The sequence below is a fragment of the Microvirga flavescens genome, from assembly GCF_003290125.1.
GTDB classification, from domain to species: Bacteria; Pseudomonadota; Alphaproteobacteria; order Rhizobiales; family Beijerinckiaceae; genus Microvirga; species Microvirga flavescens.
In genome coordinates, this window is the sequence record NZ_QMKH01000001.1 from 516541 (window position 1) to 538599 (window position 22059).

20 protein-coding genes are annotated in these 22059 nt (G+C 63.5%); 12 read left to right on the forward strand and 8 right to left on the reverse strand.

Features of this window, described 5'->3' with window-relative positions:
• Positions 1-213: 213 nt before the first annotated feature.
• Positions 214-807: an SCO family protein gene (locus DQW91_RS02315; protein WP_112662421.1), complete on the reverse strand. Its 594-nt coding sequence runs from the start codon at positions 805-807 to the stop codon at positions 214-216.
• Positions 808-1176: 369 nt separating this feature from the next.
• Here DQW91_RS02315 and DQW91_RS02320 point away from each other — a divergent pair, with 369 nt between their 5' ends.
• The 6 genes from DQW91_RS02320 to xth all read left to right on the forward strand — a co-directional run bounded on the left by DQW91_RS02320 (position 1177) and on the right by xth (position 8320).
• On the forward strand, positions 1177-2811 hold the full coding sequence (locus tag DQW91_RS02320; RefSeq protein ID WP_112661928.1) for an arylsulfatase: 1635 nt from the start codon (positions 1177-1179) through the stop codon (positions 2809-2811).
• A gap of 82 nt (positions 2812-2893) precedes the next feature.
• On the forward strand, positions 2894-3181 hold the full coding sequence (locus DQW91_RS02325) for a hypothetical protein (RefSeq protein ID WP_112661929.1): 288 nt from the start codon (positions 2894-2896) through the stop codon (positions 3179-3181).
• A gap of 146 nt (positions 3182-3327) precedes the next feature.
• Positions 3328-5940 carry a DNA translocase FtsK gene (locus DQW91_RS02330; protein WP_112661930.1) on the forward strand — a complete coding sequence of 871 codons (2613 nt, stop codon included), beginning with the start codon at positions 3328-3330 and terminating at the stop codon, positions 5938-5940.
• 110 nt (positions 5941-6050) lie between these two features.
• On the forward strand, positions 6051-7079 hold the full coding sequence (locus DQW91_RS02335; RefSeq protein WP_245410865.1) for an outer-membrane lipoprotein carrier protein LolA: 1029 nt from the start codon (positions 6051-6053) through the stop codon (positions 7077-7079).
• 3 nt (positions 7080-7082) lie between these two features.
• On the forward strand, positions 7083-7427 hold the full coding sequence (locus tag DQW91_RS02340) for a hypothetical protein (RefSeq protein WP_112661931.1): 345 nt from the start codon (positions 7083-7085) through the stop codon (positions 7425-7427).
• A 77-nt stretch (positions 7428-7504) separates the two neighbouring features.
• Entirely contained in the window at positions 7505-8320 is an 816-nt protein-coding gene (gene xth / locus DQW91_RS02345) for an exodeoxyribonuclease III (protein ID WP_112661932.1), read from the forward strand.
• A 52-nt stretch (positions 8321-8372) separates the two neighbouring features.
• On the opposite strand, the gene DQW91_RS02350 is transcribed toward xth, so the two are convergent.
• The 3 genes from DQW91_RS02350 to DQW91_RS02360 form a co-directional block, all read right to left on the reverse strand.
• On the reverse strand, positions 8373-9542 hold the full coding sequence (locus DQW91_RS02350) for a M10 family metallopeptidase C-terminal domain-containing protein (RefSeq protein ID WP_112661933.1): 1170 nt from the start codon (positions 9540-9542) through the stop codon (positions 8373-8375).
• A 114-nt stretch (positions 9543-9656) separates the two neighbouring features.
• Positions 9657-10151, reverse strand: coding sequence for a cyclic nucleotide-binding domain-containing protein (locus DQW91_RS02355; RefSeq protein WP_112661934.1), 495 nt, complete (start codon positions 10149-10151; stop codon positions 9657-9659).
• A gap of 103 nt (positions 10152-10254) precedes the next feature.
• Complete coding sequence (locus DQW91_RS02360) at positions 10255-10941, reverse strand: response regulator transcription factor (protein WP_112661935.1); 687 nt, start codon at positions 10939-10941, stop codon at positions 10255-10257.
• A gap of 188 nt (positions 10942-11129) precedes the next feature.
• Between DQW91_RS02360 and DQW91_RS02365 the strand changes: the two genes are divergently transcribed.
• A complete protein-coding gene (locus tag DQW91_RS02365; protein WP_112661936.1) occupies positions 11130-11663 on the forward strand; it encodes a L,D-transpeptidase family protein in 534 nt (177 codons plus the stop codon).
• 16 nt (positions 11664-11679) lie between these two features.
• Here the strand turns inward: DQW91_RS02365 and DQW91_RS02370 are convergent, their stop codons facing one another.
• Together DQW91_RS02370 and DQW91_RS02375 are read right to left on the reverse strand one after the other, a co-directional pair.
• Positions 11680-13194, reverse strand: coding sequence for an ABC-F family ATP-binding cassette domain-containing protein (locus DQW91_RS02370; RefSeq protein WP_112661937.1), 1515 nt, complete (start codon positions 13192-13194; stop codon positions 11680-11682).
• A 312-nt stretch (positions 13195-13506) separates the two neighbouring features.
• Positions 13507-13686 (reverse strand): hypothetical protein, encoded by a 180-nt coding sequence (locus DQW91_RS02375; protein ID WP_112661938.1) that lies wholly within the window; start codon positions 13684-13686, stop codon positions 13507-13509.
• 102 nt (positions 13687-13788) lie between these two features.
• Here DQW91_RS02375 and DQW91_RS02380 point away from each other — a divergent pair, with 102 nt between their 5' ends.
• A complete protein-coding gene (locus tag DQW91_RS02380; RefSeq protein ID WP_112661939.1) occupies positions 13789-14679 on the forward strand; it encodes a LysR substrate-binding domain-containing protein in 891 nt (296 codons plus the stop codon).
• On the opposite strand, the gene DQW91_RS02385 is transcribed toward DQW91_RS02380, so the two are convergent.
• Positions 14669-15355: a YggS family pyridoxal phosphate-dependent enzyme gene (locus DQW91_RS02385; protein ID WP_112661940.1), complete on the reverse strand. Its 687-nt coding sequence runs from the start codon at positions 15353-15355 to the stop codon at positions 14669-14671. The two genes, DQW91_RS02380 and DQW91_RS02385, sit on opposite strands and share 11 nt — an antisense overlap.
• 192 nt (positions 15356-15547) lie before the next feature.
• On the opposite strand from DQW91_RS02385, the gene leuS reads away from it, so the two are divergent.
• The 4 genes from leuS (at position 15548) to DQW91_RS02405 (ending at position 20648) form a co-directional block, all read left to right on the forward strand.
• On the forward strand, positions 15548-18169 hold the full coding sequence (gene leuS / locus DQW91_RS02390) for a leucine--tRNA ligase (RefSeq protein WP_112661941.1): 2622 nt from the start codon (positions 15548-15550) through the stop codon (positions 18167-18169).
• A complete protein-coding gene (locus DQW91_RS02395; RefSeq protein WP_112661942.1) occupies positions 18156-18704 on the forward strand; it encodes an LPS assembly lipoprotein LptE in 549 nt (182 codons plus the stop codon). Before leuS ends, DQW91_RS02395 begins: the two co-directional genes overlap by 14 nt.
• Positions 18704-19723, forward strand: coding sequence for a DNA polymerase III subunit delta (gene holA, locus DQW91_RS02400; protein WP_112661943.1), 1020 nt, complete (start codon positions 18704-18706; stop codon positions 19721-19723). The genes DQW91_RS02395 and holA overlap by 1 nt, the downstream gene beginning before the upstream one ends.
• 478 nt (positions 19724-20201) lie before the next feature.
• Entirely contained in the window at positions 20202-20648 is a 447-nt protein-coding gene (locus DQW91_RS02405; RefSeq protein WP_112661944.1) for a MarR family winged helix-turn-helix transcriptional regulator, read from the forward strand.
• Between the two features lie 414 nt (positions 20649-21062).
• On the opposite strand, the gene DQW91_RS02410 is transcribed toward DQW91_RS02405, so the two are convergent.
• The gene (locus DQW91_RS02410) at positions 21063-21956 is read right to left on the reverse strand and encodes a ParB/RepB/Spo0J family partition protein (protein WP_112661945.1); all 894 of its coding nucleotides are present in this window, start codon (positions 21954-21956) and stop codon (positions 21063-21065) included.
• Positions 21957-22059: the final 103 nt, after the last annotated feature.

A 22059-nucleotide genomic window follows, 5' to 3' on the forward strand; every position in this document is an offset into this window, starting at 1 on the left:
TTCCAGAGGGCTCGCAAAGGAAAGCCCCGGTCTCACGGCCGGGGCTTTTCTCATACGTGGCACTGAGCCCCGCGCAACACAGCCTCATCCTGAGGAGGCGCGCAGCGCCGTCTCGAAGGGCGAGGTGTCTCCAGTGCGCGCTGAACCCTCCTTCGAGACGCGGCTGCGCCGCTCCTCAGGATGAGGTCGCGATATTCACTTCTGGCGGCCGCCTCACCCGTCCTTCAGCAGCCGCTTCAATTTGCCGAGCCGCGTTTCCGCCGGCTCCTGGAAATTCGCGCCGGCGAAGAACTGGCCCTTGCTATCCATCAGGAAGATCGTCGCGGTGTGGTCCATCGTGTAGCCGGATTCGGTCGGGACCTTGCGGTAGAAGATGCGGTAGGCCTTCGCCACGGCGGCGATCTCCTCCTCCGTACCGGTGAGTCCGATGATTCGGGGATCGAAGGACGAGAGATAGGTCTTCATCAGCGCCGGATCGTCCCGCGCGGGATCGACCGTCACGAACACCACGTTGAGCTTGTCGGCATCCGGCCCGAGAGCGGTCATGTCCTGGGTCAGGTCGTAGAGGGTCGTCGGGCACACGTCCGGGCAATGGGTGAAGCCGAAGAAGATGGCGAAGGGCTTGCCCTTCAGGCTCTCGCTCGAAAACGGCTTGCTGTTCTGATCGGTCAGGCGGAACGGCCCGCCGATGGGCACGGGAGATGCCTGCTTCTCGTTCGGCCACAGGAAGAGCAGCGTGCCGAGAAGAGTGAGCAGCGCTACGAGAAATACGCCGAGCGGCAGAAGAAGAGACCGTTTGAGGATCATTCCAAAACTCCAAGCGACCGATCCCACTGGAATGGCCGAAAGCGAGCGGACACTGATGGCGCCGGTTCCATCCGTCAACCGGGTCAGAATGTCCGCGAGCACGAAAAGACACAGACACCGGCGGGGATCGTCGCGGGTTTTTCCGTACTCCGAAATTTCCGGGGCCGCTTGCTGCAATTGATATCGCCGCAAAGACCGCCACGCTCCAATTCCGCCATGTCGTTCGGTGAACACTTGTTCGCTCGGAGGCCTCGCATGCAGGTCACCTCGGGCGTCGTTCCCGTCATGCGTACCCAGGCTAACAGGTGAACAACGCGACGCCGCGAACGAGTTTCTCCAGTCGGCGTCACAGCCCAGGAGAAAAGCGCCATGAGGTTCCCGAAATTGAAGACTGTCTGCGGAGCGATGTTCCTGTGCAGCGCATGGGCCTCGACACCTGCTTCAGCGCAACCGGCGCCTGCCACCCCGCAGAGACCGAACATTGTCTTCATCATGGGCGACGACATCGGCTGGTTCAACATCGGCGCCTATCATCAGGGCATCATGTCCGGCAAGACGCCGAATCTGGATCGGCTCGCAGCTCAGGGCATGCGTTTCACCGACTATTACGCCGAGGCGAGCTGCACCGCCGGGCGCGCCAATTTTATCACGGGCGAGCTTCCCATTCGCACGGGGCTCACGACAGTCGGTCAGGCCGGCGCCGATGTCGGCATGCCGGCAGCGGCCCCGACCATCGCGACGGCGCTGAAATCAATGGGCTACGCGACGGGCCAGTTCGGCAAGAACCATCTGGGCGACCTCAACAAATTCCTGCCTTGTCTGCACGGGTTCGACCAGTTCTACGGCTATCTCTACCACCTGGACGCCATGTCGGATCCGGATTGGTACTCGTATCCGAAGGATCCCGCGTTCCGCGAGAAATACGGTCCGCGCAACATGGTCCAGTGCGAAGCGACCACCACCGACGATTCAACGGAGATGCCGCGCTGGGGCCGGATCGGCAAGCAGAAGATCACGGATGAAGGCCCGCTTCCGCCCAAGCGCATGGAAACCGTCGACGACGAAATCCTGGCCAAGAGCCTCGCCTTCATGGACAAGGCCAAGCAGGACGGCAAACCGTTCTTCGTCTGGCACAACCCGACGCGGATGCACGTCTTCACCTTCCTGTCCGACAAGTACAGATCGCTGATGAACTCGGACACCAATTTCGGCCTGGAGGAGGCCGGAATGGTGCAGCTCGACGACATCGTCGGCACCATCATGAAGAAGCTCGACGACCTCGGCGTGGCCAACAACACGATTCTCGTGTTCAGCACCGACAACGGAGCCGAGGTGTTCACCTGGCCCGACGGCGGGATGACACCGTTCCGCGCCACAAAGGGAACGGTCTTCGAGGGCGGCTTCCGCGTGCCGGCGATGATCCGCTGGCCAGGCAAGATCAAGCCGGGCGTCGTCGAGAACGGGATCATCTCCGGGCTGGATTGGTTCCCGACGCTCGTTGCAGCGGCAGGCAATCCGAACATCGGCGAGGAACTGAAAGCGGGCAAGCAGCTCGGTGACCGCAGCTACAAGGTCCACCTCGACGGGTACAATCAGATGGATTTGCTGACCGCGCAGGGTCCCTCGAAGCGCCACGAGGTCTGGTACTTTGCCGAAGAACGGCTGGGAGCGGTCCGTCTCGATAACTTCAAGTTCCGCTTCATCGACCAACCCGATGGCTGGCCGGGGCCGAAAGTCGCCGTCAACATGCCGATCATGAACAACATCCGGCAGGATCCCTTCGAGCGGACGCAGATTCTCAACCTGCTGGAAGGCGCTCCCGCCTACATGAACGACTTCATGGCGCGCGAATTCTGGCGCTTCGTCTTCGTGCAGGAAAAGGTGGCGGAACTCGCGCAGACCGCCATCGAATTTCCACCGATGCAGAAGCCTGCATCCTTCAATCTGCAGGCCGTAAAGGAACAGGTTGAACAAGCTGCCAGCGCCGGGCGTCCAGGCAACTGAACGCGGGCAAGGGAGCGGGAGAAGCCCGATGCACAGGGCTTCTCCTTTCCGGCGATCATCTTAGCGAACGGAGGAGGAAACGGTGTTGAAAGGCGTTCTCATATCCCTGTTTGTTTCAGTGGCGGCGACAGCCGCAATCGCGCAGGTCGGACCGCCGACCTCCCAGCGCCCATGCTCCGCCAACCGCCAGCTCGTCATGAAGGAAGGCGCGGTCGTCCTCGATACGGGGCCGAACACCTATGCCCGCTTCGTCAAGAGCGGCGCGGAATGCCCGGTTGACCAGTTCCCCGAACCGGCTTGGGTTCCGAGCTCCAACAACCCGCAATGCTTCATCGGCTACCGGTGCCGGGACAGCGGTGACGAGTTCTGACGGAGCGCATCTTTGCTCAAGGACGGGAGAGCCGGCAGCCTGCCGGCTCTCGGGCTTTGTTTTTCAAGGTTAAACGAACCTTAACCGACGGCGGATAGGCTTGCGGACAATATTTCGTTTTCGCCTTTCTTTCGTTGAGTGGTTTGATGCGCACGGCCCGCCGTTCAAGCTCCCATTATGATGGTCTTTTCAGTGCCTTGAGAGCCTTTCTGGCGCGTCGGGCGCAGGAGCTCATCGGTCTGAGTCTCGTCGTCCTCACCGGGCTTGCCGCCCTGGCGCTGGCCACCTGGTCGGTGGACGATCCGAGCCTCAACAACGCCACGGACCTGCCGGTGCACAACCTGCTCGGCTGGCCGGGGGCCATCGTCGCCGACCTGTGCATGCAGCTTCTCGGGCTTGGAGCCATCGCCGCCCTGATTCCCCTGGCGATCTGGGGCTGGCGGCTCATGCGCTCGGGCCATATGGGCCGCACGCAGCTGCGCCTCGCGCTGTGGATCGTCGGCACCGCCGCCGGCACCGCCGTGGCGAGCGCCCTTCCGGCCACCGAGAGCTGGCCCCTGCCCACCGGCCTTGGCGGTGTGATCGGCGATGCGGTCCTCACCGGCGCAAAGGCGGTGACGGGTCTTTCGAGCGGCGCCGCCATCGGTATTCTCGGCAGCGTGTTCGCGGCCATCGCCATCTTGAGCCTCAGCGCCGCCTGCGGCCTCAGCGCACCGGACGATGAGCCCCTACGCCCTATTGCCGACGAGGACGACCTGCCGCCTGCCAAGCCCAAGCGCAAGCACGCGGAAGAGTGGGACGAGCCGGACGATTTCAGCCCCGACGAGCCGGGCTGGGGCATCGTCTCCCTCGGCGCGCTGGCGCACGGCTTCATGAGCCTGCGCGGCGCACTGCGCCGGCGCAGCCAGGCGCGGCGCAACCGGCATGACGACGATCTCGACGCCGCTCCGGCACCTTCGGCACGGCGCTACGCGCCGGAGACCGGCTGGGCGCGCCGGGAGCCGACCCTCGAGGAAATGTCGCCCCGCACCCATGCCGCCCCCGCCGCCGCGCCCATGCACGACGACGAGGACGATGAGGATTGGGATGCCGAGGACGCCGCGCCGCCGCCACCGCGCGCTTCGAACCGCGTCTCCATGCCCGAGCAGCCCCCGGCGCGTGTCGCGCCTGTGGCCGCCGCGCCCAAGCCCGGCAAGCGCATGACCCGCGAGGCGCAGCCTTCCTTCCTCGACGAGGGCGACTACCAGCTTCCCGCGCTCAGCCTCCTCGCCGAGCCGAAGAAGCCCGCCGGACCCATCGTCTCGGCGGATGCGCTCGAGCAGAACGCCAATCTTCTCGAGGGCACACTCGAAGATTTCGGCGTGAAGGGCGAGATCATCAACGTGCGCCCCGGCCCCGTGGTCACGCTCTACGAACTCGAGCCCGCACCGGGCACCAAATCCTCGCGCGTGATTTCGCTCGCCGACGACATCGCCCGTTCCATGAGCGCGGTGTCCGCCCGCGTCGCCGTGGTCTCGGGCCGCAACGCCATCGGCATCGAGCTGCCGAACCACAAGCGCGAAACCGTGTTCCTGCGCGAATTGCTGGCGAGCCAGGATTTCGAATCGACCAAGCAAAAGCTCGCTTTGTGCCTCGGCAAGACCATCGGCGGCGAACCGGTGATCGCGGACCTCGCGCGCATGCCGCACCTTCTCGTCGCGGGCACCACCGGCTCCGGTAAGTCGGTCGCCATCAACACCATGATCCTGTCGCTGGTGTATCGGCTCAAGCCCGAGGAATGCCGCCTCATCATGGTCGATCCCAAGATGCTGGAGCTTTCCGTCTACGACGGCATTCCGCACCTGCTCACCCCCGTCGTGACCGATCCGAAGAAGGCGGTGGTCGCGCTCAAATGGGCGGTGCGCGAAATGGAAGACCGCTACAAGAAGATGTCGAAGCTCGGCGTGCGCAACATCGACGGCTTCAACACACGCGTCGGCGAAGCGAAAGCGCGCGGCGAGGTCATCACCCGCACCGTGCAGACCGGCTTCGACAAGGAGACGGGACAGGCGATCTACGAAGACGAGATCATGGATCTCGAGCCCCTGCCCTACATCGTCGTCATCGTCGACGAAATGGCCGACCTGATGATGGTGGCGGGCAAGGAAATCGAAGGCGCGATCCAGCGCCTCGCGCAAATGGCCCGCGCCGCCGGCATCCACGTGGTGCTCGCCACGCAGCGCCCGTCGGTAGACGTCATCACCGGCACCATCAAGGCAAACTTCCCGACCCGTATTTCCTTCCAGGTCACCTCGAAGATCGACAGCCGCACCATTCTCGGCGAGATGGGCGCAGAGCAGCTCCTCGGTCAGGGCGACATGCTCTACATGGCGGGCGGCGGACGCATCACCCGCGTGCACGGGCCGTTCTGCTCCGACGAGGAAGTGGAGAAGGTCGTCGCCCACCTCAAGCGCCAGGCCCGCCCGCAATATCTCGAAGCCGTCACGGCGGAGGAGGACGAGGGCGGCGCGGGCGACAGCCCGGTCTTCGATCAGGGCGAGTTCGGCTCCGGTTCGGGCGATCTCTACGATCAGGCCATCGCCGTCATCCTGCGCGACAAGAAGGCCTCGACCTCCTACATCCAGCGCCGCCTGCAGATCGGCTACAACCGCGCCGCTTCCATCATGGAGCGCATGGAGAAGGAGGGCATCGTCGGGCCCGCAAACCACGCCGGCAAGCGCGAGATTCTGCTCGAATCCGCCGGGATGGACGATGAATGAGCGACTTTTGCGGGAACTTGCCGCCCGATTCGCGTCATTGATTAGCCACAGGGCTTGTTTAGGGCCCGCAGCGGAATAGTTGAGTTGGAGTTCCTTAAGGCGTGATCCGCATGCATCGTTTGAGCTTAGCCGGTTTGTTGACGTGCCTCGCCGCCTTCGGCGCGGGCGCGCTGCCGGCTGCGGCCCAGACGTTACCGGTGGAGATGTTCCTGCCGCCGGCGCGGCCTCATGCTACCGCCACGCCGGCCTCCGCCCAGCAAGGCTTCAACCTGTCCGCCGCGCCTTTGCCGACAAGCTCGTTCCAGCCACGCCGCCCGGCGCAGCCCTCGACCCGGGAGAGCGTGACAGTGGCAACGCAAGGCATCGCCGACAAGGCGGCCCTCGAAAAGGTGGCGCTGGAAAGCGCGGCCCCGATTGAGAAAACCTCTCCCAAACCGGCTCAGGTTCCGCTTCCCCCCATCGCTCCGCGCGCCGCGCAGGAGAAGGTTGCCGCCGTGAAGACGACGGCCGAGGAAGAGCCGGTGGTGATCGCGCCAAAGCCTGTCGTGACGGCGGCTGCGGGCACGCGCGCCATTGCACGCGTGGAGCAGCTTTCCAACGCGGAAGTCATCGCGCGGGCGAACGCCTATTTCTCGAACATCACAACGATGGTCGCCGATTTCACGCAAGTGGGCGGCGACGGGCGCAAGCTCGGCGGCACGCTCTACCTGCAGCGCCCGGGCAAACTGCGCTTTGAATACGACCCGCCCGCGACGCTCGAGGTCATCGCCGACGGCGCTTCGATCTCGGTGCGCGACAAGAAGCTCCTGACGCAGGACATGTATTTCATTCAGCAGACGCCGCTGAAATTCCTTTTGCGCGAACACGTCAATCTCGGGCAGGACATCGCCGTCACCGGCGTCGCGACGGAAGCCGATTCCGTGCGCGTGAATCTGGAGGACCGTTCGACGCTGGGCGGCACCTCGCGCATCATGCTCTACTTCGATCCGGACGTGAAAACCCTTAACCAATGGCGGATCGTCGATCCGCAGGGCTTCCAGACCATCGTGATGCTCAACAAGATCGAGCGCGGCAGAAGCATCGACCAGAGCCTCTTCCGCATTCCGAACGCGCCGACCAGCCCCGGCAGCACCCGCTAAGGAATGATCCTGTTCCGCCTCATCGCCGCGCTCTCTGCGCTGCTCGCTTCACCGATGGCAGGCAAGGCCGCGCTTGCTGCTCAGGAAAGCCCCGCGCAGAACTGGCCCGCCGTGAAGTGCGCCCGCTACAAGACCGCGTGGACGCAAGCCCTCGCCCGAAGAGGCACGCAAGGGCTGAGCCGTGATTTTCTTGACAGGCATGAGGCCTTTTTGGCCTCCGGCTGCACGGAGCGAACGGGCGTGTGCCCACGCTCCGAAGCGGAGCTGGACCTTGCCAATGTCATGGTCATCGCCGCCATGAACGCGGGAACCGCGAGCACCTTCCCACCCTTCGCGTGCACCAAGTGACGAGCATCCGCGCGCTCTTCCGGCTTCCTTTTCGTGCCGTTCCGTCGTAACCGGCTTTTCGGCCAAGGAATGCACCCGTGAATCTCACCGTCTCCACCTGGAACATCAATTCGGTCCGCCTGCGCATCGATCAGGTGCGTCGCTTCCTTCAGGACAAGCGGCCCGACATCCTGTGCCTGCAGGAGACGAAGTGCCCGAACGACAAGTTTCCGCTGAAAGACCTGCAATCGTACGGCTATCCCTTCATCGTCCATGTCGGCCAGAAGGGCTATAACGGCGTCGCGATCCTCTCTCGCTATCCGTTCTCGCAAACGAGCGTGATGGAGATGTGCGAGCGCGCGGATGCGCGCCACATCACCGTGACCCTCGCCCCCGAGGCAAAGAAGGCGGCAGGCATCACGATCCATAACTTCTATGTCCCCGCTGGCGGCGACGTTCCCGATGCGGCGCTCAACGAAAAATTCCGCCACAAGCTGCAATTCCTCGACGAATTGCGCGGTTGGGGCGACAAGGCCAAGCCCACGAGCGCGCCCGCGATCCTCGTCGGCGATCTCAACATCGCCCCCCTCGAACACGACGTGTGGAGCCACAGGCAGCTGCTCGACGTGGTGAGCCACACGCCCATCGAAACGACGACGCTTGAGGATCTTCGCCAGTCCACCGGCTGGACGGACGCCATGCGGCACCTGCGGCCCGAGCCGGAAAAGATCTATTCCTGGTGGAGCTACCGCTCGCCCGATTGGGACGCCGCCAACAAGGGCCGCCGCCTCGACCACATCTGGGTCTCGAAGGACATGACCGGCACGCTTCGCTCCATCGACGTGACCCGCGAAACCCGCGGCTGGGAACGCCCCTCCGACCACGCGCCGGTGACGGCGGTTCTGGAGCTTTGAGCCCGGCAAGCATCATCCGGGTCCCTTATCAGGCACCCAGGATAGATCAGCCTCAAACGATGTAGAAATCGCCGGCGGTCAACGCCGCTTTGTTGGTGATTTTGATAATCTCCACCGGCTTGTATTTTACGCCGGAACCGTCCGCGTCATAATAAACGACGCCGTTCTTGTAGGTGATGTAGTCCGTCGCCTTCTTGGCGGTACCGAGCTTGAAAAATTTCTTGCTTAGCGCGGCGGGTGCGGCTTCGGAGCCCGCTTTCCCGAGCTTGGCGAAGACTTTCTTGGAGAGGTGAATCGAATCGTCGGTCACGTTGAAGTCTGTGATCGTGTCGAAGTTCACCTTCTTGTTTTGGTTCTTTGACGTGGTGCCTTTGCCGAGGGCTGTGTCGAACACGAAGATGTCCCTGCCCGCGCCGCCTGTAAGCGTGTCGTTGCCGTATCCGCCTTTCAGCCTGTCGCTGCCGATGCCGCCCGTGAGGACATCTTTGCCTCTGGTGCCGAGGACATTTTCCACCGCATCGCCGACACCGATGGTGATGTCTTTCTCATATGACAGATCGCCCGGATCGGTGACTCTGACGCGGATCGTATGGGCTTGCGCCTGTTCGTAGTCGAGCAACGAACCGTTGGCGACCTGGATTTCCTTACCGACGATCTTGAAGCGCCCTCCGGCATCGTTGATCAGTTCATAAGTGAGATTGCCCGGGCCGTCTGGGTCCGTGGCGCTGAGAATGCCGACCAACGTGCCGCCACCTGCCCCTTCGCGGGGCACAGCTAAATTCGTCAGATCGATATCGGTCGGAGCACGATTCTCGGGCTCATCGACGTTCTGGACATAAATCTTGAATGTCTTCGTGATGGACAGCGAACCGGCTCCACCGGCTCGGTCCTTTGCAACAATCACGACATTGTAAAATTTGTTACCGGCATCGTCCGTCACGAGCTCCGTATCGGGCGACTCGAAATCGAGGGCGCGCGCCAGGGCCAGCTTCGTCACACCGGAGGCCGTCACAAGCCTGAAATGGCCCTTGGGGTTCCCGCCCTCGGCAAATTCATAAACGAATGTCTCGTCTTTATCCGGGTCAAAAGTCTCAAGAATACCGAGTTCGGCGAGGGCCAGGTTCTCAGGTACCCCAGCATCGTCATAAAGCCCGTCGATCTTGATGTCCGTAGGCGCCGTATTGTCGACAAGAGCGCTCAAAACCCGAGCATTCAGCAGCATGGTCGCCTCTACTGTTACGTGCAACGATATTCAATTACACGTAACATCTTACCATTCCGCCCTCAAGCCTCGATCGAAAGGCCGAGCCTATGCGTGCAGGGTTCTTACGAGGGGCTAATCCTCGTCCGGCAGCACCGCCGGAATTTCCTCACCGTCGATGGCGATGATCTGCTGGCGCACGCGCTCGAGGCCCTTGGTGAGACGCATCAGCTCCTGCGCCATCACGTCCTGCATCGCGGCGGCCGCATCGGGGAATTCTTCCAGCACGCGGCGCATGAGGCTCGGGGAAACGCGAATGACAGTCGAGGGCTCCCGTGCGGTGGCGGTGGCCGGGCGGGCGATGCGGGTGAACAGCGCGGACTGGCCGATGAGCGCACCGGGCTTGGCAATGAAATCGGCAGGCGAACCGTCATCGTTGGCATCGAGCGCGATGGCGCCCTTGGCCACCACGTAGCCGCCGTCCGACCGATCGTCCTTGCGGAAGAGAACGTCACCGGCCCGCAAGGGGCGGCTTTCGGCGGCGAAGGCGACAAGGCGCAGCGCATCCCGGTCCAACAGGTTGAACAGGGGGGCTTGCGAGAGAATTGCGATGTCGTCTTCGAGCGCCATGATGTCTCAGAGCATGATCGGCAAGGGAAAAACCGATTTTCCGTAAAAGATCACGCCGTGCCGGAATGAATGAGTTTGAGCACGTTCATCGGACGGGATCAAACTATGGAAGAAGCTTATACCCACCCGCCTCGGTGACCAAAATGCGGGCATTGGACGGATCGGGCTCGATCTTCTGCCGAAGGCGGTAAATGTGCGTTTCCAGCGTGTGGGTCGTCACGTTGGAATTGTAGCCCCAGACCTCGGCGAGAAGCGTCTCGCGCCCCACGACCTCGCGGCCCGCGCGGTAGAGATAGCGCAGGATCGCGGTTTCCTTTTCCGTGAGCTTGAGCTTTGAGCCCTTCTCGGTGGTGAGAAGCTTGGAGCCGGGGCGGAAGGTGTAGGGGCCGATCTGGAAAACGGCGTCCTCGCTCGCCTCGTACTGGCGCAGCTGCGAGCGGATGCGCGCCAGAAGAACGGCGAACTTGAAGGGCTTCACCACGTAATCGTTGGCACCCGCTTCCAGCCCCATCACCGTATCAGTGTCGGAACCCTGCGCGGTGAGCATGATGATCGGGCTGCGGAACCCGTCGCGGCGCATGATCTTGACCGCCTCGCGCCCATCCATGTCGGGCAGGCCGACATCCATGATGGCGAGATCGATCCGCCCGCGCTTGACCGCCTCGATAGCCTCGAGGGCGTTCTTTGCCGTCTCGATCTCGAACTCGTCGTAGAAAGCCAGCTGCTCGACCAGGGTGTCACGCAGATCCTGGTCGTCATCAACGACGAGAAGACGACTGGCGTTTGACATCTCCACCCTTTCGAAACGCAACGGAACGCTTGAGCCCGGCCAGCAGACTAGACCATGATCCATGCCGGTGTGCACGTCGATCCTGGCCTGGATCTGCGGTTTTCCGCACCTTCCTGAGGAAGCGCGAAGCGGGGCTTTCCGCCTCTCATAGCTTGACAACGCGGACCTGATCCAGCCCTTTCAGGATCATGAAGCGAACCAGCATCGATCACATTCGGGTTTACCGCTCTCCCCTCGATCACCGGCGCGGGCGTCTCGTTGCCGGCAATCTGGTGCTCCCCTGCGCGCTTGGACGCTCGGGCACGACCCACGCCAAGCGTGAAGGCGACGGAGCCTCCCCGGTCGGCACCTTCCCGCTGGTGCAGGCCTTTTACCGCCCCGACAAAGGGCCCCGCCCGCGCACGGGCCTTTCCCTCAACCCCATCCGCCGCACCGACGGCTGGTCGGACGATCCGACGGACCGGCGCTACAACCGCCCCGTTTCCCTGCCCTGCCCCACCAGCCACGAGAAGATGTGGCAGGCCGACGACGTCTATGACGTGGTTGTGGATATCGGCTGGAATCGCGGCCCCATCGTGCGGGGCCGGGGCAGCGCGATCTTTCTGCACCTCGCCCGCCCCGGCTTTACGCCGACGCAAGGCTGCGTCGCGGTCGAACAACGCATGATCCGCCGCTTGTTGGAGCGCCTCGGCCCACAGACCCGGATCGAGATCGTGGGCTGAGGAGCGCCGTTCGGGATCATCCCTGCGCGAGCGTCTCGTAAAAGACCTCCGGCCCGTCGATCTCGGCGATCCGCCGCCCTTCGATGAGGAGAAAGCGCGTGCCGACTGCTTTTACGAAGCTGCGATCGTGCGAGACGAGAAGAGCCGTGGCCCCGTTGGCGAGAAGCTCGGCCTCCAGCATCTCCCGGCCCGGAATGTCCACGTGGTTCGTGGGCTCGTCCATGAGATAGAAATTCGGCTCCGTGAGATGCAGGGCGAGAAGTCCAAGACGCGCCTTCTGACCGGATGAGAGCTTCGCAATCGGCAGGTTCTGACGCTCGATGGGAAAGCCCGCTTCCGCGAGAAGCGCGCGGCTGCGCTGATCGCCGTGGCGGAAGGCGGACAGAATGAAGCCGTGCGCCGTCTCTTTTTGCGGCAATTGCGCCATGTCTTGATCCGCATAAGCCGATACGACGGAAGGGCTGATCCTGATGCCGGGAACATCGTTTCCGCCAAGCGCGCGATGGAGCAGCCGCACGAGTTGCGACTTGCCGACGCCGTTGCGGCCGAGAAGCACGATGCGGTCACCTTGCGCGATCTCGAGCTTTTTGATGTCGAACAGCTTCACACCGTCGGGCTTTGCGACAGCGACGTTCTCCACCGTGACGAGAACCTTGGCGTGCGTGCCGCGCGCGCCGAGCTTAATCTCACCCGGGCGTTCGCGATGAACGTCGCGGACCGTCTGCTCCAGTTTCTCGGCGCGGTTCTTCAGCTGCGCTGATTTCTTATGCGCGAGATCGCTACCGCTGTTGACCGCGATGTTGCGAAGCTCGCTCGCGTTTTCCCGCAAGCGGCGCACTTCGCGAAGGGCTTTGTCCCGCAAGGCCGCAGCCGCCGCATCGTGATCTTCCAACAGAGCCCGCGCACGGCGATAGGGATGGTTGAAGGACACCGATTCTTCCGGCCGCAGGAACAGGGTGCGGTTCGTGCAGGCATCGAGGAAGTCGCGGTCATGGCTTGCGATCACCATCGGCATCTGGCCCGCCGCGTCAGAGAGCCAGCGTTCGAGCAGCATGATCTTTTCAAGATCGAGATGATTCGTCGGCTCGTCGAGAAGAAGCGCGTCGGGCTCCGTGACCCACGCCCGCGCAATCAGCGCGAGGCGCTGCCAGCCGCCGCTCAAATGGCGCAAAGCGCGCTCGCGCAACTCGAAGGGAGCCTCGAAATCCGCGAGAATCACATCGACGCGCCAACCCTGGCTGTCCTGTTCGACGGGCGGCAGGGCATCGAGAATCGCCTGATGGAGGGAGAGGTCGAGTAGGCGTTCCGGCACGTCCTGCTCCACGAAGGCGATCTTCAAACCGCGGGAGCGGACGACCTCGCCGTGGGTCGGCTCGGCAAGCCCGGCGAGGCATTTCAGCAGGGTGGATTTGCCCGCACCGTTTCCGGCGACGAGACCGAGACGGTCGCGCTCGCTGATGGTGAGGGTGAGGTTCTTAAAAAGCGGGTTTTGCGCAAGGACGGTTGCGTTGCGAAGGCCGATGGAGCCCATGGATCATCTCGTGAAGGTCAGCGCGGCCCAGTTTTAGGGACATCGCGCGAAAAAGCGTGAACAGGTGTCGTGCGCATCAAGGCTTTGAAGCCTTCGACGCGGTGAGCCGTTCAGAGCCGACCGATGATGAGATGAGAGACGGGAACGCCGTCAGATCCGCTTCATGGCCCGCCCTGCAACAAGCTGCTGCAGGGCCTGCCAGGGGCCGAACATGCGTAGATGCAACGCTTCACACATGCAGCCCTCCTTCAGGTTCGCGGTGACGTTTACGAAAGAAAGCCTAGTCGCTGAAGATCGGCAAGGCAATCCCGCTCACGTCGTCTCGCGGCGCTCGCGGATGCGCTTGGGGTTTTCGCCGATATCGGCGACGAGGTGGTCCCCAAGGGCCGACAGACGCTCCAGCTCCTCCCGCAACCGCTTCTCGGCGACCGCTGTCTCGTCGCGACGGAACAGGGCGCGCAAGGCATTCTTCAAGCGAACGAAAATGGTCATCGAAAAGCCTCCCGGGATTCGAGAAGCTTCTCATTTTTATCATCTTTTCGGCTCGCTCAACCGGCTTTTCCGCATCGATTGCTTGAGTTAAACTTAAGCGAGATGACCCGCTCCCTGCCTTCCCTCACCGCCCTTCGCGCCTTCGAAGCGACCGCACGAACCGGCAGCATGCTGCGGGCGGCAGAGAGCCTTTTCGTCACCCAAAGCGCGATCAGCCGCCACATCCGCACGCTGGAGGAGGAACTCGGCTGCGCGCTGTTCAGGCGGGTGCATCGCGGGCTCGTGCTGACGGTGGAGGGCGAGGCTTTGGCGCGGACCCTCAATGACGCCTTCACCCAGATCGGCGAGGAGGTGAACCGCTTGCGTCACCGGCCGGAAGTGCTGCGGGTCCATGCTCCGCCGACCTTCGGCATCCGCTGGCTTATGCCCCGCCTGTCCCGGTTCGAGGCCCGCCACCCGGATATTGCCGTCGAGGTGAACATCACCTGGAACAAGCCCGAGCCGGACCCGCCGGAATTCCATGTGGGGATCGTCTGCCATCATACGGAACGGTGGTCGCAGCCGCAGCCGTACCTCACGCCCCTCATGACCGAGCGGCTGACACCCGTCTGCTCGCCTGACTTTCTCGAAAAATGGCCGTGCCTTGCGGAAGCGAAGGGTTTCGAGGAGGTGCCGCTTCTCCATTGCACGAACCACCACACCGATTGGCGGCTATGGTCGAAGGGCTGGGGCGGAGCGGAATTCCGGGTCGATCGCGGTGAGGCCTTCGGCACGCTCGACCTCGCGATCCGGGCCGCCCAGGCGGGACGCGGGCTCGCCATCGCCGACATCGCCATGATCGAGGACGACCTGCGCCTAGGGCATCTCGTCATGCCCCTGCCCGATCGCATTGTGCCAGGGGAGAGCTATTACTTCGTCTTGCGCCCCACACGAAAGGACAGGGCCGACGGCGAGGCGCTGCGGAGCTGGATTCTGGACGAGCTTAAGGCTTAACCGCCTTCGCCCGCGTCCCGAAAATCGCGCTGCCGACCCGCACATGGGTCGCGCCCATCTGGATCGCGGCGTCGAAATCGGCGCTCATGCCCATCGAAAGCCCGTTCAGGCCGTTGCGCTTGGCGATGGTGGCGAGAAGCGCGAAATGCGGCGACGGCGGGTCCTCCGCCGGGGGGATGCACATCAGGCCCTCGATGGTGAGGCCGTATTGGGTGCGGCAGGTCTCAATGAAGGCGTCGACCTCGCGCGGCGCGACGCCGCCCTTCTGCGGCTCCTCGCCGGTATTTACCTGCACGAAAAGGCGCGGCGTCCTGCCCTGCTTGGCGATTTCCTTGGCGAGCGCCTCCGCGAGGGAGGGACGGTCGAGGGTCTGGATCACGTCGAAGAGTTCGACCGCCTCCTTCGCCTTGTTGGATTGCAGCGGGCCGATCAGGTGCAGCTCGACATCCGGGTAACGCTCGCGCAGCTCCGGCCACTTGGCCTTGGTTTCCTGCACGTAGTTTTCGCCGAACACGCGCTGCCCCGCTGCGAGCGCGGGCGCGATGTCCTCTGCCGGGAAGGTTTTCGACACGGCAATCAGCGTCACGAAGCCGGGCTTGCGGTCATAATCCGACTCGGCACGGGCGATGGCGGCCTTCACGGTGGCCAGACGCTCGACGGTCTCGTTCTCGCTCATGCCCCCTCCTGCCGGATGTGAACGCTCAGGAGCCCTCGTAGAGCGATTTCCGATTCATTTGAATCCAAAATCGCACCCTGTCTCTTGTTTCCATGCCTTTTCTGGCGCAAAACCGGGACCGCTTCGGCGGACCGCGCCGACCGGCGGCGGAAAAGCCGCCTTTCTCTTGTCTTGACGGATGAACGACGAACGATGAGGCCCGAGCGCTACAACGCCAAGGAAGCCGAGCTGAAATGGCGGCAGGTATGGAACGACCGCGATCTGTTCCGGACGAAGAACGACGATCCGCGCCCGAAATACTACGTGCTCGAGATGTTCCCGTATCCGTCGGGCCGCATCCACATGGGCCACGTCCGCAATTACACGATGGGCGACGTGGTCGCGCGCTACAAGCGCGCGAAGGGGTTCAACGTCCTGCACCCGATGGGGTGGGACGCCTTCGGCATGCCCGCCGAAAACGCCGCCATGCAGAACAAGGTCCACCCCAAGGAATGGACCTACGCCAACATCGCGACCATGCGCGGCCAGCTGCAGTCGATGGGCCTCTCCCTCGACTGGAGCCGTGAGATCGCGACCTGCGACCCGAGCTACTACAAGCACCAGCAGGCGATGTTCATCGATTTCCTGAAGGCGGGAATCGTCGACCGCAAGACCGCCAAGGTGAACTGGGACCCGGTGGACCAGACCGTGCTCGCCAACGAGCAGGTGATCGACGGGCGCGGCTGGCGCTCCGGCGCGCTGGTCGAACAGCGCGAATTGACCCAGTGGTTCTTCAAGATCACCGATTTCGCGCAGGATCTCCTGGACAAGCTCGACACCCTCGAGCGCTGGCCGGAAAAGGTGCGCCTGATGCAGCGCAACTGGATCGGCCGCTCCGAGGGCCTGCTGGTCCGCTTCGCCCTTCAGGCGGCAGCGCCCAATGGCGAGAACGAGGTCGAGATCTACACCACCCGCCCGGACACCCTGTTCGGCGCGAAATTCGTAGCGCTCGCTCCCGACCATCCGCTGGCCAGAGCGGTCGCCGAAAAGAACCCTGAGCTTGCCGCCTTCGTCGAGGAAGCCAAGCGCGTGGGAACGGCGCAGGAGGCCATCGACAAGGCCGAGAAGCTGGGCTTCGACACCGGCCTCAAGGTCGTGCACCCGTTCGACCCCACCTGGACGCTGCCGGTCTACGTGGCGAATTTCGTGCTCATGGAATACGGCACCGGCGCGATCTTCGGCTGCCCGGCGCACGACCAGCGCGACCTCGATTTCGTCAACAAGTACGGCCTCGGCAACACCCCCGTGGTGTGCCCGCCGGATGTGGACCCCGCCACCTTTACGATCACCGACACCGCCTATGACGGCGAGGGCCGGATGATCAATTCCCGCTTCCTCGACGGCATGACCATCGCGGACGCGAAGGAAGAGGTCGCCCGCCGTCTCGAGCAGGACAAGCGCAACAACCGTCCCATCGGCGAGCGGAAGGTGAATTTCCGCCTGCGCGACTGGGGCATTTCGCGCCAGCGTTACTGGGGCTGCCCGATCCCGATCATCCATTGCGACGATTGCGGCGTGCTGCCTGTGCCGAAGGATCAGCTTCCCGTGACCCTGCCGGAGGACGTGTCCTTCGACGTGCCGGGCAATCCGCTCGACCGGCACCCCACCTGGAAGCACGTCAATTGCCCGCATTGCGGCAAGGCCGCCCGCCGAGAGACGGACACGATGGACACCTTCGTGGATTCGTCCTGGTACTTCGCGCGCTTCACCGATCCGACCCTGACCGACAAGCCGACCGAACCGAAAACGGTCAACCACTGGCTACCCGTCGATCAGTATATCGGCGGCATCGAGCACGCGATCCTGCACCTGCTCTATTCGCGCTTCTTCACCCGCGCCATGAAGCAGACCGGCCATGCAGGCCTGGACGAGCCCTTCGCGGGCCTGTTCACGCAGGGCATGGTGGTGCACGAGACCTACAAGGCCGCCGACGGCTCCTGGGTGATGCCGAGCGACGTGCGCATCGAGGTCGAGGGCAGTGTCCGCAAGGGCTTCCATGTGACCACCGGCGCGCCCATCGAGATCGGCTCCATCGAGAAGATGTCGAAGTCGAAGAAGAACACCGTCGATCCGGACGACATCATCGCCTCCTATGGCGCCGACACCGCCCGCTGGTTCATGCTCTCCGATTCGCCCCCTGAGCGCGACGTGATCTGGACCGAGGAAGGCGTGCAGGGCGCGGCACGCTTCGTGCAGCGTGTCTGGCGCCTGATCTGCGAGATTTCAGACCGCGCGGCGACGGCCAGCGACGGCGCGGAGGCTTCCGGCCCCATCGGCACAGCCCTGCGCAAGGCCGCGCATAAGGCCTTGGCGGTAGTGGAAGAGGACGTGGAGCGCCTGCGCTTCAACCGCTGCGTCGCCCAGCTCTACGAGCTCGCGAACAGCCTTCACGAGCAGCTCAATGCGGCCAAGTCCTCCGACGAGGCGGGCCTTGCCACGGCGCTTAAGGAAGCCGGCCGCATCTTCGTGCAGTTGCTCGCGCCGATGATGCCGCACCTTGCCGAGGAATGCTGGACCGCACTTGGCCTGCCGGGCCTTGCGGCGCAAGCCGCCTGGCCAGAACTTGACCGCTCGCTTCTCGTCGAGAACGCGATTACGTTGCCGGTGCAGGTCAACGGCAAGAAGCGCGCCGACGTCACCATCGCCCGCGACGCCGATCAGGCAGCGGTCGAAGCGGCTGTGCTCTCGCTCGAGGCCGTGCAGAAGGCGCTGGAAGGAAAGGCCCCGCGCAAGATCATCGTGGTGCCGCAGAGGATCGTGAATGTTGTCGCTTAATTTCAAGAGCTTCGCCCGCCTCGGGGCTGTCGTCGGAATGACCTTGGGCCTCGCCGCCTGCTTTCGCCCCCTCTACGGCGAGCCGGTCGCGTCCGGCCAGTCGCTCCAATCCGTGATGGCGTCCATCGACGTCGAGGAGATCAACCTTCCCGACGCCCAGACGCGGGTCAGCCATTACCTGCGCAGCGAGCTGGTTTACGATCTCAACGGCTCCGGCGTTCCCGCGCCGAAGAAATATGCGCTGAAGATCTCGTACGGCCAGTCGCTCAGCACGCCGATCGTCGATTCCGTGACCGGCACCGCCCAGTCGGCCACCATCAGCGCGACGGTCAATTACACCCTGACCAGCCTCGACGGTTCGAAGACGCTCGCCAGTGGCACAGCCAAGGGATCGGCGTCCTATGACCGCTTCCAGCAGCGCTTCGCCAGCGTGCGCGCAGCCCGCGATGGGGAGATCCGCATCGCCAAGATGATCTCGTCCGAGATCAAGACCCGCCTCGCGGCGGCACTCTCCGCCAGCGACGCCAAGCTTTAATGGTCGCCGTCAAAGCGGGAGACGTGGATGGGGTGCTGCGGCGCCCCAATCCCCAGATCGGGGTCTTTCTGCTCTACGGCCCCGATACGGGCCTTGTGAGCGAAAGGGCCAAGGCTCTCGCGGAGAAATCGGTCGACGACCCGAACGACCCGTTCCAGCTCATCCGCCTGGAGGGCGATTCGCTCGCCGCCGACCCCGCACGGCTCGCCGATGAGGCGGGAACCGTCCCCCTTTTCGGCGGCAAGCGGGCGATCTGGGTCAAGGGCACCTCCCGCAACATCGCGCCCGCCGTCGAGGCGGTGCTGCAGGCTCCCTTGCAGGATACGGTGGTCATTCTGGAGGGCGGCGATCTCGCCAAGACCGCACCCTTACGCGTGTTGTGCGAGCGCTCGCAAATGGCGCTCGCCCTGCCCTGCTACGCCGATTCGGGACGCGACCTGCAAGGCATCGTCGACGAGATGCTCAAGGAAGGTGGCTTTTCGATCTCCCGGGACGCGCGAACCGCTCTTCTGGCGAGCCTCGGCGGCGACCGGCTGGCGACCCGCGGCGAACTCTCCAAGCTGATGCTCTACGCCCACGGCAAGCGCGAGATCGACGTGGAGGACATCGACGCCATCCTCAGCGACGTCTCAAGCCTTGCGATGGATGCGGTGGTGGACGCGGCCTTCGCCGGCGCCGGCACGGAGCTGGAAACCGGTTCGCGGCGCCTCGCGGCGGAAGGCGTCCACGCCTCGGTCCTTCTCGGCGCGGCTCTGCGCCACGCTTTCACCCTGCTCAACGCCCGCCTCGCGATGGAGGAAGGCCGCAGCGCGGCGATGGTGGTGGAGGGTATGCGCGGCCTGCATTTTCGCCGAAAACCCCTCATCGAGCGGCACCTGCAGCGCTGGACCTCGGAGACCCTCAAACGCGCCATCGCGGCGTTACAGGCGAGCCTCCTTGAAACCCGCCGCCTCTCGGCCCTCGACGATGTCATCGCCGCCAAGACCCTGCTCGATATCGCCCGCATGGCGCGGCGGTAGGGACAGTTTCCGGCGGATCCGATTCTGCAGAAGACCGAGATCTCACGTTAAGCTGAAGCCCGCCCAGGTTTCGTCTGACGTCGGCGATCTTTGCATGACCGAGGCGATGGCTTCGTCTTCCTAATAATTACAGTAGCTTAGGACTTATTTTCCGACCTCCTGTAAGGCGCGGAGACCTCGTAGAGTGGCTTGAGAGATTTTCGACAGCACACCCCACGCCTCCTGTGTGACCCCGGAAATGCGTTAGGTGAGGCTTCGATTCGGAGGGCGCTTCGAAGCACAGCGAGGCCGACACACCCCTCAACCCTCAACTCGCCAACTGTTCGGCCACGCCTTTCGCGGCCTCTTTCTTCAATCCGTCCCTCGTAATTCCCTTCCGCGCGCCACTCACCTCCTCCCCTTTGCACTTCGCTTTTAAAAAGCACCGATATGCTTTTGAGATGATTGCATATGGAAATATGTCGGTTATAGTACGGGTATGACAAATTCATCATTCTCCGCAACAATCCACCTTCTCAACGCAGCCGCACGGCTGGAGGAACGTTTCGCGGGCGAACTTGGCGCGGTGCATGGCCTCGCGCTGAAGGAAGCCCTTCTGCTGATGCATCTGGAACGGGCCACAAAGCAGCGACTGAGCCGGGTCGAGCTGGCCAAACGGCTCAGCACGAGCCCCTCGACAGTGACGCGGCTCACCCTGCCCCTCGAAAAGCTGGGCCTGGTGGGGCGTGAGGCCGACCCACGCGATGCGCGGTTGGCCTATGTGGTTCTCACCGAGGCGGGGCGTCGGGTCGTGACGGACGCCCGCACCACATTGCAACGCCTCTCCAGCGACGCTTTCGCCGATCGGTGGGCAGAGGAGGAGATCACCTCGCTCTCCGGTCTCCTCGGCCGCATGGCAGCAGACCAGGCCGGAAACCTCATCTGAGCAAGGTCCTGCGAACGCCTGAGCCGGGTGGTTTCAAGCCCACAATGATGAGAAGGGCGATACGTTCCGCTTGAGCATCACAGCCGATGTTCGAGACATTCCGGCCACCGCGAGCTCTCAGAGATCCGGTGCGCGCGTTGGGCCCGTTTAAGGCCTTGAACAAAAAGGTGATTCGGGGGATACCCGCCCTCGCCTCCTGGCGTGAAACCAAGACTGGAGCGGCAATCCCGGCCAAGCAACCCAATGGAATCGCAAGGCCGGAGAGGTCCTTTTCCTGCCGCCCTGCGTCGGTGCGTGGGCGGTCTTCCGGGCACCTTTCCTGATCGAGAACGCACACCCACGAAAGCGGGCCCCCGCCGTCACATCAGGACGGCAGGACGCGAGAAAATCTAACTATTTGAGAAAAAAAGCCTTTTAGGCCGCAGCGCCATTCAAACGCCGGCACAGCCCGTCGAGCTGTTCCAGGGTCTTATAGCGCACGCGCAGCTCGCCACCCTGCCCTTTGTGCTCGATGGAGACGGTCAGGCCCAAGACATCCTTGAGCGCCTGCTCGAGAGCGCGGGTATCCGGGTCCTTTTCCTTGCGCTTCGGCGAGGCGGACTTGGTTTCGAGGCTGCTCGGCTCGGTGTTCTCGAGCTGGGCGATCTCCTCCACTTCGCGCACGCTCAGCTTCTCGTCGAGAATGCGCTTGGCGACGCGCAGAGGGTCCTTCACCGCGAGGAGCGCGCGGCCGTGGCCGGCGGTGAGCTGGCGGGCGACGAGCATGTCCTTGATCGCCGTCGGCAGATCCGTCAGGCGCATCATGTTGGCGATGTGGCTGCGGCTCTTGCCGATGATCTTCGACAGGTTGTCCTGCGTGTAGCTGAACTCTTCCATCAGGCGCGAATAGCCCTGCGCCTCTTCGACCGGATTGAGGTCTGCGCGCTGGACGTTTTCGAGAATCGCGTATTCGAGCGAGGTCTTGTCGTCGATCTCGACGACCACCACCGGAACCTCGTGCAGCCCGACGAGCTGCGAGGCGCGCCAGCGGCGCTCGCCGGCCACGATTTCATAGGCATCGGGCAGGTTCGCCATCGGGCGGACCACGATGGGCTGGATGATGCCGCGATCCTGGATCGACTGGGCGAGCTCCTGCAGCTCGCTGTCCTCGAAATATTTACGCGGGTTGCGCGGATTCGGGCGCAGGAACTCGACGGGAACCTTGCGCGCACCCTTGGCCCGCTCCGGATTTCCGATTTCCTCGCCGACTTCGCCGATGAGGGCTGCCAGGCCGCGCCCGAGGCGCGATTTCGATGCTTCTTCTGCCATTGGCCCTGTTCCTTCTTGTCCTTGGAGAATTTTCCCTTTTATTTCAATGACTTGGTCTTAAGAGCCCCAAGCCCGGGAAAATTCTCACGCGCCTCATCCACGA

What these genes read in the sequence shown, in the direction of transcription:
- DQW91_RS02315 (WP_112662421.1), bottom strand. Translation starts at nt 807, where the DNA reads ATGATCCTCAAACGGTCTCTTCTTCTGCCGCTCGGCGTATTTCTCGTA.
- DQW91_RS02320 (WP_112661928.1), top strand. Translation starts at nt 1,177, where the DNA reads ATGAGGTTCCCGAAATTGAAGACTGTCTGCGGAGCGATGTTCCTGTGC.
- DQW91_RS02330 (WP_112661930.1), top strand. Translation starts at nt 3,328, where the DNA reads ATGCGCACGGCCCGCCGTTCAAGCTCCCATTATGATGGTCTTTTCAGT.
- DQW91_RS02335 (WP_245410865.1), top strand. Translation starts at nt 6,051, where the DNA reads ATGCATCGTTTGAGCTTAGCCGGTTTGTTGACGTGCCTCGCCGCCTTC.
- DQW91_RS02340 (WP_112661931.1), top strand. Translation starts at nt 7,083, where the DNA reads ATGATCCTGTTCCGCCTCATCGCCGCGCTCTCTGCGCTGCTCGCTTCA.
- DQW91_RS02350 (WP_112661933.1), bottom strand. Translation starts at nt 9,542, where the DNA reads ATGCTGCTGAATGCTCGGGTTTTGAGCGCTCTTGTCGACAATACGGCG.
- DQW91_RS02355 (WP_112661934.1), bottom strand. Translation starts at nt 10,151, where the DNA reads ATGGCGCTCGAAGACGACATCGCAATTCTCTCGCAAGCCCCCCTGTTC.
- DQW91_RS02360 (WP_112661935.1), bottom strand. Translation starts at nt 10,941, where the DNA reads ATGTCAAACGCCAGTCGTCTTCTCGTCGTTGATGACGACCAGGATCTG.
- DQW91_RS02365 (WP_112661936.1), top strand. Translation starts at nt 11,130, where the DNA reads ATGAAGCGAACCAGCATCGATCACATTCGGGTTTACCGCTCTCCCCTC.
- DQW91_RS02370 (WP_112661937.1), bottom strand. Translation starts at nt 13,194, where the DNA reads ATGGGCTCCATCGGCCTTCGCAACGCAACCGTCCTTGCGCAAAACCCG.
- DQW91_RS02375 (WP_112661938.1), bottom strand. Translation starts at nt 13,686, where the DNA reads ATGACCATTTTCGTTCGCTTGAAGAATGCCTTGCGCGCCCTGTTCCGT.
- DQW91_RS02380 (WP_112661939.1), top strand. Translation starts at nt 13,789, where the DNA reads ATGACCCGCTCCCTGCCTTCCCTCACCGCCCTTCGCGCCTTCGAAGCG.
- DQW91_RS02385 (WP_112661940.1), bottom strand. Translation starts at nt 15,355, where the DNA reads ATGAGCGAGAACGAGACCGTCGAGCGTCTGGCCACCGTGAAGGCCGCC.
- leuS (WP_112661941.1), top strand. Translation starts at nt 15,548, where the DNA reads ATGAGGCCCGAGCGCTACAACGCCAAGGAAGCCGAGCTGAAATGGCGG.
- DQW91_RS02395 (WP_112661942.1), top strand. Translation starts at nt 18,156, where the DNA reads ATGTTGTCGCTTAATTTCAAGAGCTTCGCCCGCCTCGGGGCTGTCGTC.
- holA (WP_112661943.1), top strand. Translation starts at nt 18,704, where the DNA reads ATGGTCGCCGTCAAAGCGGGAGACGTGGATGGGGTGCTGCGGCGCCCC.
- DQW91_RS02405 (WP_112661944.1), top strand. Translation starts at nt 20,202, where the DNA reads ATGACAAATTCATCATTCTCCGCAACAATCCACCTTCTCAACGCAGCC.
- DQW91_RS02410 (WP_112661945.1), bottom strand. Translation starts at nt 21,956, where the DNA reads ATGGCAGAAGAAGCATCGAAATCGCGCCTCGGGCGCGGCCTGGCAGCC.